The following is an 11,963-nucleotide window of genomic DNA, read 5'->3' as shown; positions in this document are numbered from 1 at the left end:
CGTCGCAATCCACACCGAACCGGAAGGCCTTCACCTGTTCAAGATCCCTCAGCCGAGACCTGGCTCACCCGTCCACAACCTCCCGGGACAGAACACCTAGCCCCGCCCGGCCAGCCGCAGTTGCATCAACGTCAGGTCGAACCACCGCCCGAACTTCGTCCCGGCCTCCTTCAGCGTGCCGACGTGCTCGAAGCCCCGCCGCTCGTGCAGCCGGACCGAGGTCTGGTTCCCCGACTCGATGGCGGCGATCATGCTGTGCTGGCCCGTCTCGCGGGCACGGTCGATCAGGGCTGTCAGCAGGGCGCCTCCGATGCCCAGGCCGTGGTACTCGGCGCGCACGTACACCGAGTCCTCCACCGTGTTGCGGTAGCCCTCCAGGGCACGCCAGGGCGCGTAGGCCGCGTACCCCGCGATCTCGCCGTCCACCTCCGCCACCAGCGCCGAGCCCCGGCCGAGGTGGTCCGCGAACCACGCCCTGCCCTCGGCGGGGGTGTGCGGCACCTCGGTCCACAGGGCCGTCGAGTGCGCGACGGCGTGATTGCGGATGGCGACCACGGCTCCGGTGTCCTCGGGCCGGGCCGAGCGGACCGTCACGCCCCCTCGCTTCTCGTATATTGGAATCATGTCTAATATGATAGATCCCCTGGTCGAGCGGATAGCCAGCCGTATCCGTGCCGAGCGGGAGCGGCGCCGGTGGACCCTCGCCCAGCTCGCCGAGGCCTCCGGGGTCTCCCGCGCGATGATCAACCGGATCGAGCGCGGCGAGAGCAACCCCACCGCCGTCGTGCTCGGCAAGCTCTCCGCCGCCTTCCGGATCAGCGTCGCCTCGCTGCTCGGGGAGACCGAGGAGACCGCCGTGGCGGAGACCCCGGCGGGGGTGCGGCGCCGCGCGGGGGACATCGAGTGGACCGACCCCGAGACCGGCTACCGGCGCCGTCAGATCGCCGGGCCGCGCTTCCCGGCCGAGATCGCGGAGATCCGGTTGCCGCCCGGCGCCCGCGTCCCCTACCCGGCCGCCGCCTTCGCCTTCCTCCACCAGCTCGTCTGGGTCCTGGAGGGACGGCTCACCTTCCACGACGGCGACACGGTGCACGAGCTCGACGCCGGGGACGTCATCGAACTCGGCGAGCCCGCGCCCCGGGTCTTCGCCAACACCGGCGCCGACGCCTGCCGCTACGCCGTGATCCTCAGCCGGACCGACCGCCCGTGACCCGTCCCGCACGCCGCGGCACCACCGCCCTGCTCGCCGCCCTGGCCGGTACGGCGATCGCCGACAACTACACGCTCCAGCCCGCCCTCGCGGTCGTCGCCGCCGACCTGGACGTCCCGCTCTCCGCGATCAGCCTGGTCCCGTCCGCCGCGCTCGCCGGTTCCATGACCGGGTTCGCCGTGCTGCTGCCCCTCGCCGACCGCATCGCCCCCGCGCGACTGGTCGCCGCCCACTTCACCGCCCTCGCCGCGGGCCTGGTTCTGGCCGCCACCGCGACCGACGCCGCCGTGCTGATCGCCGCCCACCTGGTCATCGGTGCCGCCGCCTCGGTCGCCGCCCAGGCGAGCGTGATCGCCGGACGCCTGGCCCCGCCCGGACGCCGCGGCTCCGCCGTCGCGCTCGTGGCCACCGGGCTGTCCGCCGGAATCCTCCTCAGCCGACTCGTCGGCGGCGCCCTCGCCGATCTGTACGGGTGGCGGGCGATGCTCGCCCTGTGCGCGGCCGTCGCCCTGCTGTGTGCCGGTACGGCGGCGGCTCTGCTGCCCGGCGAGCGGCCCCGGGCCCGCGATTCCTACCGCGCCGCCCTCGCTGCGCTGCCCCGGCTCCCGGTGCGTGTGGGCCGACTGCGGCGCGCGGTCGTCACCGGCGGGCTGTGGTACCTGGCCTTCACCCTGCTGTGGGTCGGCCTTGCGCTCTACCTCGCCCGGCCGCCGCACTCCCTGGACCCGACCGCGATCGGACTGTTCGGCCTGGCCGGGGTGCTCGGGTTCGCCGTACTGCCGTTCACCGGGCGTCTGGTGGACCGCCACGGCCCGCGCACGGTGATGACCGCCGCCGTGGCGGTCGCGGCGTGCGGGGTGCTGGTGATCGCCCTGGCGCCGGACAGTGTGGTGGGCATCGCCGTCGGGCTCGCGGTGTTCGACGCCGGCTGCTTCGTCGCACAGGCCGCCAACCAGAGCCTGGTGATCGGCATCGACCCCGCCAACTCCGGCAGCCTCAGCGGGGCGTACATGGTGCTCTACTTCGCCGTCGGGGCCCTCGGCACCGCCCTCGCCGGGCCGCTCGTCGACGGCATCGGCATGCGCGGCACCACCCTCGTCGCCCTGGCCCCCCTTGTCGCGGCCGCACTCCTCGCCCGAGTTCCCGAACGGGCTCCCCTGCCCTCGTACGAGTGAGACAAAATGGTGGGAGCCGGGGCAGACCCGGTAGCCCCGGAAGAATGACGATCTCCGAGTCGGTGGCACCCTCAGGAGACCACAGTGGAGTACTACGACCTGGGCCCGCACGGCCGCACTGTCACCACCACGTCCCCGGACGCGCAGCGCTGGTTCGACCGGGGACTGACCTGGACGTACGCCTTCCATCACGAGGAGGCCGTCGCCTGCTTCCAGAAGGCCGCGGCAGCCGACCCCGGCTGCGCCATGGCCCACTGGGGCATCGCCTATGCCCTCGGACCGAACTACAACAAACCCTGGGAGTTCTTCGACGAGAAGGATCTCCAGACCACCGTCGAGCGCACCCATGAGGCCGTGGAGGCCGCCCACGCCAAGGCGGAGGGCTGCACACCGGTGGAGCAGGCCCTGATCAGCGCCCTGCGCGCCCGCTACCCGCAGGCCGAGGCGGTCGAGGACTGCTCGGTGTGGAACGCGCCGTACGCCGACGCCATGCGCGCGGTCTACGCACTCGCCCCGGACGACCCGGACATCGCGACGCTGTACGCCGACGCGCTGATGAACCTCACCCCCTGGCAGCTGTGGGACCTGCGCACCGGGCAGCCCGCCGAGGGCGCCCGCACCGTCGAGGCCAGGGACGTGCTCGAACGCGTCGTGGACTCGCCCGCAGGGCGGCACCACCCGGGCGTGCTGCACATGTACATCCACCTGATGGAGATGTCCCCGACCCCGGAGGCGGCGCTGAACGCCGCGGACCGGCTGCGCGACCTGGTCCCCGCCGCCGGGCACCTGCAGCACATGCCCTCGCACCTGGAGGTGCTGTGCGGCGACTACCGGCGCGTCGTCGCCGACAACACCGCCGCCATCCGCGCCGACGAGGAGATCCTCAGGCGGTCCGGCCCGATGAACTTCTACTCGCTGTACCGGGCGCACAACTACCACTTCCGGATCTACGGCGCGATGTTCCTCGGCCAGTCCCAGGTCGCCTTGGAGACCGCCGACCAGCTGGAGGCCGCCATCCCGGAGGACCTGCTGCGGGTCGAGAGCCCGCCCATGGCGGACTGGCTGGAGGCATTCGTCGCCATGCGGGTGCACGTCCTGATCCGCTTCGGCAAATGGACGGACATCCTCGAACTGCCGCTCCCCGCCGACCCCGACCTGTACCGCATGACCACCGCGATGCTCCACTACGCCCGCGGCGTCGCCCTCTCCGCCCTCGGCCGCGTCCCCGAGGCGGAGGCAGAGCAGCGGCAGTTCCAAGCGGCCCGCGCCAGGGTCCCCGAGAGCCGCATGCTGTTCAACAACACCTGCGCCGACATCCTCGCCATCGCCGACGCGATGCTGGAGGGCGAACTGGAGTACCGCAAGGGCAACTACGACGCGGCGTTCGCCGCCCTGGAACGCTCCATCGACCTCGACGACAACCTCCCCTACGACGAACCCTGGGGCTGGATGCAGCCCACCCGGCACGCCTACGGCGCCCTGCTGCTGGAACAGGGCCGGGTCGCCGAGGCCGAGGCCGTCTACCGGGCCGACCTCGGCCTGGACAGCACCCTGCCGCGGCCCTGCCAGCACCCCGGCAACGTGTGGGCGCTGCACGGACTCCACGAGTGCCTGACCCGCCAGGGCAAGGAGAGCGAGGCGGGCATCATCGCCCAACAGCTGCGCACCGCGGCCGCGTTGGCGGACGTACCGATCGAGTCGTCCTGCTTCTGCCGCCTCGACACCGGCTCGGGGAAGGAAGGGGACTGCTGTCACTGAGGCGCGTGTGCCTACGCTGCCGGTATGAGGGATTCAGCGCAGTCAGCGGCGGCCCGGCTGACCGGCAGGGCGGTGACCGGTGCGCGTCGGCTGTCCGGGGCGCTCGCCGAAGTCACCCTCGACGACGGCACGGTGGTGATGGTCAAGCGCGGCGACGGCGGCCCCGGCGCGACCCGGGCCGAGGCGGCGGGGCTGCGCTGGCTGGGCGCGGCGGGCACGGTCCGGGTGCCCACCGTGCACGGCTGCGACGAGGAATGGCTGGTCACGGACCGGATCCGGGCCGGCCGCCCGAGCCCGCAGGCCGCGCACCGGCTCGGCCGTGAACTGGCCGCGCTGCACACCACCGGCGCGCCCGCCTTCGGTTCCCCGCCGCCGGACGGTCCGCGTGAGGCGTACATCGGTCTGGCGCCCATGCGGAACGTGGAGGGCGCCGACTGGCCGGGCTGGTACGCGGAGCACCGGGTGCTGCCGTATGTGCGCGCGGCGGTCGACCGCGGCACGCTCGACGCCGCCGAGGCCACGGTCTTCGAGCGGGTCTGCGCCCGGCTGCCGGAGTTCGCGGGACCGCCCGAACCCCCGGCCCGGCTCCACGGCGACCTGTGGAACGGCAACGTGCTGTGGGGCGACGACGGGCACGCCTGGCTGATCGACCCGGCCGCGCACGGCGGGCACCGGGAGACCGACCTGGCCATGCTGCACCTCTTCGGGTGCCCGCACCTGGACCGCGTGCTGGCCGGGTATCAGGAGACCGCGCCGCTCGGCGAGGGCTGGCAGGCCCGGATCCCCGTCCACCAGCTCTTCCCGCTGCTGGTCCACGCCGCCCTGTTCGGACGGGGCTACGCGGAACAGGCGCTGGCGGCGGCGCGGTCGACGCCGGGCGGCTGACCGTTCCCCACGGCTCAGGCGGGGACGCGGAGGGTTTCCACGGCCCGGACCAGCGGGGCCAGTTCGGGGTTCTGCGCGGCCTCGTCGAGGGCCTCGCGCAGGGCGCGCTCGTTGGTGGGGCGGGCCTCTTCGAGGAGCTTCAGGCCGGCCTCGGTGACGTCGGTGTAGATGCCGCGACGGTCGGTGGGGCACAGGTAGCGGGAGAGCAGGCCGCGGTCCTCCAGGCGGGTCACCAGGCGGGTGGTGGCGCTCTGGCTGAGGACCACCGCGTCGGCGACCTGCTTCATCTGGAGGTGGCCGCCCTCACCGTTGTGCTGTCGGCTGAGCACGTCCAGCAGGGAGTACTCCCGCACGCTCAGGTCGTGTCCGGCCTGGAGGGCACGCTCGATGTGGGCCTCGATCCGCCCGTGCAGCAGGGACAGGGCGCACCAGCCCTGAGCGAGCGCGGTGAGCGCGGGATCTGTGGCGGTCATGGGCCGTCTCCTCCGTCCGGTGTGACTGGCACCCAGGATATGCCATCCGTGAAATTGTCGTCGTACGCAAGTATACCTCCTCTGCAAATATCTGGCGGTGTCCTGTGCGCTTCCGCTAGCGTCAAGATCCCGTCCGGCCGACTCCGACGACCGGCACCCGCACGGATTGCGCACCGCGATGACCGGCCGCCCGCCCACGACCACGACCCTCTGGCGCCCCACCGGCCCCAAGGAGCTGGACCTGGTCCGCGAGCTGGAGTGGCGCGCCTGGCCGCCGCGCCTTCCCGAGCAGCCGATCTTCTACCCCGTCCTCAACGAGGACTACGCGGTACGCATCGCCCGCGACTGGAACGTCAAGCACGACGGCGCCGGTTTCGTGACCCGCTTCGAGGTCGAGTCGGACTTCCTGCGCCGCTACCCCGTCCAGCAGGCGGGCGGCGAGACGATCCTGGAGCTGTGGGTCCCCGCGGAGGAACTCGACGAGTTCAACGCGCACATCGTCGGCACCATTCGGGTCGTGCACGAGTTCCGGCCTTAGGGCAGTTCCACAGTGAGGTGCGCCGACAGCGAGGTCAGGAAGTCGGCCGCGTCGAAAGCCGCTCCGGCCGAGGCGACTCCCTTCGCGCTCGTCCGGCCGGTGAGGAGGCGGTCGACCGCCTCCACGGCGAGGGGTGCGCTGACCGCGTAGATGTCGCGGCCCCGGGCCACCGCCCGGCGCTCCCGCCCGGCCGAGCGGACGACGGCCTCGACGAGGAACGTCTGCTCGGACCGGCCCTGCTCGTCGGCCGCCGCCGGGGCCGGGGTGTCCGCCGCCGACAGCTCCTCGGCGGCCTCGGCCGCCATGTACGTACGCACCTCGGGCACCGTCAGATGGCTCGGCACCGTGACCACGTCGGCCATGGTGAACTCCGCGACCACCGGCCGGGACCCCAGCGGCTCGGGGAAGGGCCACTGGACGACGGGCAGCGCGTCGTCGTGGTATTCCAGCTGGCCCTTGGTGAAGCGGACCCGGCGGCCCCCGCGCCGGTCCCGGGAGACCTCGCCCGCGAGCCGCGTCCCCGGCGTGGGGTGCCAGCCGCTCAGGCCGTAGGCCACGTGCACCTCGTCGGCGCTCGTCCAGTCGCCCATCGCGGCCGTGACCAGAAGGTCGCCGAGTCCGCCGTAGAACGCCATCGCGGGCACGACCGGAACGCCGGTCGCGCCGGCTCGCTCGGTGAAGTCGGTGAACGTGTCGGCGTTCGCCTCGATCTCCGCCGCCACGTCCACGTACGGGATCCCGGCGCGCAGCGCGGCCTCGATCACCGGGCGCGCGGTCGTCGCGAACGGACCCGCCGTGTTGATCACGGCCGCCGCCCCGGCCAGCGCGCGGTCCAGCGACGCCGGGTCCGTCACGGACGCCGGACGCGTCTCCAGGCCCGGTGCGGCCGACGCCCGCAGCTTGTCGGCGTCCCGCCCGGACAGCACCGGCACGTACCCCCGGTCCAGCAGCTCCGCCACCACGAACCGCCCGGTGTGCCCGTACGCCCCGAACACCACGACCCGCTGACCCTGCTCCATGACAACTCCCCGCTCTCGAAGGACCTGATGAGATCCATCCTGGCCGCGGGGATCACACGAATGTGAGTGTCTGGAACGACACTGCCCATACAATTACGGACATGGACTCCGTGGCGTTCGCTCTCACCGACGGCATGCTTCACTTCGAACTGGCCATCGCCCAGGAGGTGTTCGGCTCCGCGCCCGATGCGGTCCCCGGGCCCTGGTACGACATGAGCGTGTGCGGGTCCGGCCCGGTGCGGGTCGGCCGCTTCCTGGTGGAGCCCGACCACGGGCTCGACCGGCTCGCGCGCGCCGACACGGTGATCGTGCCCGGCTGGGCGGACATCGACGTGCCCCCGCCCGCGGACCTGGTCGACGCGGTCCGCGCCGCGCACGAGGCGGGCGGCCGGGTGGCCTCCCTGTGCACCGGCGCGTTCGTCCTGGCCGCGGCGGGCCTGCTGGACGGCCTGCGCGCCACCACGCACTGGGCGCACACCGACGCCCTGGCCGAGCGCCATCCTCGTGTGACGGTCGACCCGGACGTGCTCTACGTCGACAACGGCACCGTACTCACCTCGGCGGGCAAGGCCGCCGCCCTCGACCTGTGCCTGCACCTGGTCCGCCAGGACCGCGGCTCCGCCATCGCCAACACGGTCGCCCGCAGACTTGTGGTGCCCCCGCACCGGGCGGGCGGCCAGGCCCAGTTCGTCAGCACGCCGGTGCCCGCCCGTGACGACCACCCGCTCGCCGCGCTGCTGCCCTGGGTGATGGAGCGCCTCGACCAGCCGCTGACCGTCGAGGACCTGGCCCGCCGGACGAGCACCAGCTCCCGCACCCTGACCCGCCACTTCCGCGCCGCCACCGGCACCACCCCGCTGCAGTGGCTGCTCACCCAGCGCATCCGCCGCGCCCAGGAGCTGCTGGAGACCACCGACGCCGGTATCGACGCCATCGCGACCGCCACCGGCATGGGCACGGCCACGACCCTGCGCCGCCACTTCCACCGCGCGCTGGGCGTGCCACCGGACACCTACCGCCGCACCTTCCGCGCCGCCCACCCGGGTTAGGGTCTGTCGTCACATTCCCGCCTGCCGCGCGGCGGCTGGTGCGCGCGATCGCCGCGTTGCCGGAGCGCCCACGTGACTCCGCCACGCGGGCACTCCGGCGCCTTGCGATCGCACGCACCAGCCGCCGCGCGGCCCGCCCTCCGGGCGGACGACGGGAATGTGACGACAGACCCTAGGACGCCCCCAACTCCTTGGCCAGGGCCTCCGCGTCGGCTCTGGTGAAGTCGCCGCTGATGTCCACCACACCGCCGGAGACGGCGGCGGCGACGGACGGGGCGCTGATGAGGCGGTCGCCGAGGACGATGGCGATCTGGTTCTGCGGTGCCTGGCGCCGCGCCGCGCGTTCGGTGAGGGACGTGAACAGCTTGGCGTCGGCGTCCCGGAACGTCATCCGGACCACCCAGGCGGGGAGGCGCGTGTCGTACGTGGCCTCCACGTCCTTGAGCTGGGTGACGCTCATCCGGTCCTCGGCCCGCGTGGAGATCCGGTAGCAGACCTTCTGCTCGGCGTCGTGGAAGGTGGGCGGCGCCAACGCGTCGGTGCAGGTGCCCTCTTGGCTTTCCTCCACCATCGCCAGCCGCAGGTCCTGCCGTACCGGATCGGGGGAGCCGGAGCCGCCGGAGCCGTCCCCGTCGCCCTGGAGGGCGTAGACGACACCGCCACCCGCGAGGAGGACGACCAGGCTCAGCGCGGCCCAACGAGCCGTGCGCGGGCTCCTTGTGACCGCGCCCGGCAGGACCCGCGTGGGGGCGCCGCGCCGCGGGGTGTGCTCGGTGACCGCGTCCGGGTCGATCCGGCGCTGCGCCGCGTCGGCCTCCTCGGTGCGCCGCCGCCGGTGCCGCTCGATCGCCGTGGACCAGCCGGTCGGCAGCCAGTCGGCGGCGCCGCCGGCCCCGGGACGCGCCGCGATGACGGCGCCGACCCGGGTCAGCAGCTCGCGCGGCTCGGGGCGGGCGGCCGGGTCGAGGGAGAGGCAGGGCCGGATCAGCAAGTCCAGCTCGGGCGGCAGCCCGGCCAGGTCGAGGTCGCCCTCCGTGGCCCGGACCAGTTGTTCCATCGCGGTGCCCTGGCCCATGTCGCGGTACGGGCTGCGGCCGGTGGCCAGATGGAAGAGTGTGGCGCCCAGCGAGAACACGTCCGACGCCGGTGTCGTCGGTTCGCCCCGGGCCTGCTCGGGGGCGGCGAAGGCGATGGTGCCGAGCGCCGCCCTGGTGCGGGTGAGGTCGGCGGCCTGGGAGATCCCGAAGTCGATCAGCCGGGGCCCGTCCTCCGGCAGCAGCACATTGGACGGCTTCACGTCCCGGTGCACCAGACCGGCGTCATGGATGCTCACCAGCGCCTCGGTCATCCCGGCCGCCACCCAGTGCAGCCCGTCCGGCGGCAGCGGCCCCTGGCTCGCCACCAGCGCCTGGAGGGACGGCGCCGGTACGTACTCCGTGGCCATCCACGGCACCCGCGCCTCGGCGTCGGCGTCCACCACGCTCGCCGTGTACACCCCGCGCACCCGCCGGGCCAGCGCCACCTCCCGGGCGAACCGGCGCCGGTCGGCCTCGGGCACGACGCCCCCGTCGTCGGAGGCCAGCAGCGTCTTCACGGCGACCGTGCGCCCACCGGGGGAGCGGGCCAGATACACCCGCCCCATGCCGCCGCTGGCCAGCTCGGCGAGCACGGTGTACGGCCCGATCCGCTCCCCGGGCCGAACCGGCCCCGCCCACTGCTCCGGCACCCGCTGTCCCCCTGCCTTCCGGTAACTGTCGGCCCACGGCCCACAGTTACCCGGCCAGAGCCTTGGGCCGCATCATCACGCAGTCGAATTCCACCACGCGCCCGGTGGCCGCCTCCCGCGTCACCGGATACATACCGGTGATCTCGAAGCCCCCCGCCTCGTACGTGGCCACCGACTCGCTCATCGGCGGACTGCCCTCGTACAGCCGCAGCACGGCGACCTCCGACTGCAGGCCCACGAAGTCGGCGATCCGCTCACCGCCCCCGGCGTACACCTCCAGGTCGTAGCCCTGGGTGTCCATCTTCAGGAAGGGACGCGGGTCGTCGATGCCGTCGAGAGCCTCGTCGAGTACGTCGTCCAAGCGCCGGACGAGTATCTCCTCCGTGCGGGTGGTGTGGAAGCGTTTGTAGCGGTCGCGGCCGTAATCACTCGCCGGGAGAAGGGAGTTCATGGTGTTCCAGCCGACGTGGATCTCGGCCGTGGACTCCTCGCGGCCCAACCCGCAATGGCGCACGTGCCATGCGGGATCGTTCTCGGCCGCCTTGCTCAGCCGCGCGAAGGCCTCCGCCGTCGGCTCGAAGGAGACGATCCGACCCCGGTAGCCGTGTCTGCGCAGGCGTTTGGCGTACTGACCGTGGTTCGCACCCACGTCCAGCACGCAGTTGACGCCGTACAGCCGGAACATCGCGGTGACGTGCTGCGTGCACAGGTACTCCGACGCCGCCATCTGCAGCTTGCGCTCGTCCGCCGCGGACTTCTCGCCGAGGACGAGCTGCGCCCCGCTGTCACCCAGCGGAACACTGGTCCATGCCTTGGACGGGCCGCGCAGCACCAGCCAGGCGTCCTTGCCCGCGGGCTTCACGGTGTACCGGCCGCGTCTGGAGAGCAGGGCCGTTCCCGGAGCCAGGTCCGTCACGCGCACACCAAGTCGCGGCATCAGCTGGAGCAGTCTGCGGTAAAGGGTCTGCATCCGCCTACCCTGACAGAGTTGACCGGATTCGGTCCCCTGTTTGAAACGCTTTCCCCGGTTTCCTCACCCGTCTCAACACGCCGACCGCGCGCCGGAATTCCGCTTGACTTCGAGAGCGCTCCAGGAACTAGCGTCGTCGGCGTCGACGGCGGTCCGGGTGAGCGGAGAAGGCAATGCGGGTGGGCGTGCACATCAACCGGTTTGAGCACCCCGGGGGCGGCCCCGCGCTGGGCGCCGAACTCGCGGCGGCCGGCCGCGCCGCAGAGGCGGCCGGGGTGAGCTGGCTGTCGGTGATGGACCACTACTTCCAGATGGAGTCCAACGGCGGCGCCGAGGCCCCGATGCTGGAGGCGTACACGACCCTCGGCTATCTCGCCGGCCACACCTCCACGGTCCGGCTCGGCGCGCTGGTCACCGGCGTGACCTACCGCCACCCCGGTCTGCTGGCGAAGATCGTCACCTCGCTCGACGTGCTCTCCGGCGGCCGGGCCACCCTGGGGATCGGGGCGGCCTGGTACGACCGTGAGCACCTGGGCCTGGGCGTGGAGTTCCCGCCCCTCGCCGAGCGCTTCGAGCGGCTGGACGAGACCCTGCGGATCTGCCGCCAGATGTGGGACCCGGAGAGCAACGGCCCCTTCGAGGGACGGCACTACCGGCTCGCGGAGACCCTGTGCGTCCCCGCCCCGGTGAGCCGCCCGCACCCGGAGATCATGATCGGTGGCGGGGGAGAGAAGAAGACCCTGCGCCTGGTCGCCCGCCACGCCGACGCCTGCAACCTGTTCGCGACGACCCCGCGGGAGATCGCCCACAAGCTCGACGTCCTGCGCGGCCACTGCGACACCGAGGGCCGCGACTACGACCGGATCCGCCGGACCCTCCTCTACGCGGGCGAATCCGCGACCAAGGGCGACCTCGACGCCTTCACCCGCGACATCGGCGGTTACGCCGAGCTCGGCATCGACACGGTGATCCTGGCTCCGACCACGGGCGAGGCGGCGGCGTACATCGAGACGTTCGCGGCCGCGGCGGTCGAGCGGCTGGCCGAGCTGGACTGAGCGCGGGACCCTTGAGGACCGCACGAGCGGGGCGGGAACCGCTCCTAACGCCTCAGAGGGCCGCCTGAGGGCTTGAGGACCGCACGAGCGGGGCGGGAACCCCTT

Annotated in this window: 12 protein-coding genes; 7 read left to right on the top strand and 5 right to left on the bottom strand. The window is 72.8% G+C overall.

Features of this window, described 5'->3' with window-relative positions:
• Nucleotides 1-96: 96 nt before the first annotated feature.
• The gene (locus ACZ7L7_RS27050; RefSeq protein ID WP_285511924.1) at nt 97-624 is read right to left on the bottom strand and encodes a GNAT family N-acetyltransferase; all 528 of its coding nucleotides are present in this window, start codon (nt 622-624) and stop codon (nt 97-99) included.
• A 7-nt stretch (nt 625-631) separates the two neighbouring features.
• On the opposite strand from ACZ7L7_RS27050, the gene ACZ7L7_RS27045 reads away from it, so the two are divergent.
• The 4 genes from ACZ7L7_RS27045 to ACZ7L7_RS27030 all read left to right on the top strand — a co-directional run bounded on the left by ACZ7L7_RS27045 (nt 632) and on the right by ACZ7L7_RS27030 (nt 5,028).
• Nucleotides 632-1,210 carry a helix-turn-helix domain-containing protein gene (locus ACZ7L7_RS27045; protein ID WP_285512093.1) on the top strand — a complete coding sequence of 193 codons (579 nt, stop codon included), beginning with the start codon at nt 632-634 and terminating at the stop codon, nt 1,208-1,210.
• A complete protein-coding gene (locus tag ACZ7L7_RS27040; RefSeq protein ID WP_472077534.1) occupies nt 1,207-2,385 on the top strand; it encodes an MFS transporter in 1,179 nt (392 codons plus the stop codon). The genes ACZ7L7_RS27045 and ACZ7L7_RS27040 overlap by 4 nt, the downstream gene beginning before the upstream one ends.
• Before the next feature lie 84 nt (nt 2,386-2,469).
• On the top strand, nt 2,470-4,143 hold the full coding sequence (locus tag ACZ7L7_RS27035; protein WP_472077532.1) for a tetratricopeptide repeat protein: 1,674 nt from the start codon (nt 2,470-2,472) through the stop codon (nt 4,141-4,143).
• 24 nt (nt 4,144-4,167) lie between these two features.
• A complete protein-coding gene (locus ACZ7L7_RS27030; RefSeq protein WP_285511927.1) occupies nt 4,168-5,028 on the top strand; it encodes a fructosamine kinase family protein in 861 nt (286 codons plus the stop codon).
• A gap of 14 nt (nt 5,029-5,042) precedes the next feature.
• Here ACZ7L7_RS27030 and ACZ7L7_RS27025 read toward each other — a convergent pair whose 3' ends face one another.
• Entirely contained in the window at nt 5,043-5,501 is a 459-nt protein-coding gene (locus ACZ7L7_RS27025) for a MarR family winged helix-turn-helix transcriptional regulator (protein ID WP_093725490.1), read from the bottom strand.
• Nucleotides 5,502-5,679: 178 nt separating this feature from the next.
• Here ACZ7L7_RS27025 and ACZ7L7_RS27020 point away from each other — a divergent pair, with 178 nt between their 5' ends.
• Complete coding sequence (locus ACZ7L7_RS27020; RefSeq protein WP_453609140.1) at nt 5,680-6,039, top strand: hypothetical protein; 360 nt, start codon at nt 5,680-5,682, stop codon at nt 6,037-6,039.
• Here ACZ7L7_RS27020 and ACZ7L7_RS27015 read toward each other — a convergent pair.
• Nucleotides 6,036-7,058 carry a saccharopine dehydrogenase family protein gene (locus tag ACZ7L7_RS27015; RefSeq protein ID WP_285511929.1) on the bottom strand — a complete coding sequence of 341 codons (1,023 nt, stop codon included), beginning with the start codon at nt 7,056-7,058 and terminating at the stop codon, nt 6,036-6,038. The two genes, ACZ7L7_RS27020 and ACZ7L7_RS27015, sit on opposite strands and share 4 nt — an antisense overlap.
• Nucleotides 7,059-7,159: 101 nt before the next feature.
• Between ACZ7L7_RS27015 and ACZ7L7_RS27010 the strand changes: the two genes are divergently transcribed.
• The gene (locus ACZ7L7_RS27010) at nt 7,160-8,107 is read left to right on the top strand and encodes a helix-turn-helix domain-containing protein (RefSeq protein ID WP_472077529.1); all 948 of its coding nucleotides are present in this window, start codon (nt 7,160-7,162) and stop codon (nt 8,105-8,107) included.
• A 172-nt stretch (nt 8,108-8,279) separates the two neighbouring features.
• Here the strand turns inward: ACZ7L7_RS27010 and ACZ7L7_RS27005 are convergent, their stop codons facing one another.
• Both ACZ7L7_RS27005 and ACZ7L7_RS27000 read right to left on the bottom strand, forming a co-directional pair.
• Nucleotides 8,280-9,833, bottom strand: coding sequence for a serine/threonine-protein kinase (locus ACZ7L7_RS27005; RefSeq protein ID WP_472077527.1), 1,554 nt, complete (start codon nt 9,831-9,833; stop codon nt 8,280-8,282).
• Nucleotides 9,834-9,879: 46 nt separating this feature from the next.
• A complete protein-coding gene (locus ACZ7L7_RS27000; RefSeq protein WP_453604677.1) occupies nt 9,880-10,803 on the bottom strand; it encodes an FkbM family methyltransferase in 924 nt (307 codons plus the stop codon).
• A 173-nt stretch (nt 10,804-10,976) separates the two neighbouring features.
• Here ACZ7L7_RS27000 and ACZ7L7_RS26995 point away from each other — a divergent pair, with 173 nt between their 5' ends.
• The gene (locus ACZ7L7_RS26995; RefSeq protein ID WP_285511933.1) at nt 10,977-11,858 is read left to right on the top strand and encodes an LLM class F420-dependent oxidoreductase; all 882 of its coding nucleotides are present in this window, start codon (nt 10,977-10,979) and stop codon (nt 11,856-11,858) included.
• Nucleotides 11,859-11,963: the final 105 nt, after the last annotated feature.

The organism is Streptomyces sp. NPDC110618 (genome assembly GCF_055657065.1).
This window is presented reverse-complemented; position numbering and strand designations above follow the sequence as displayed.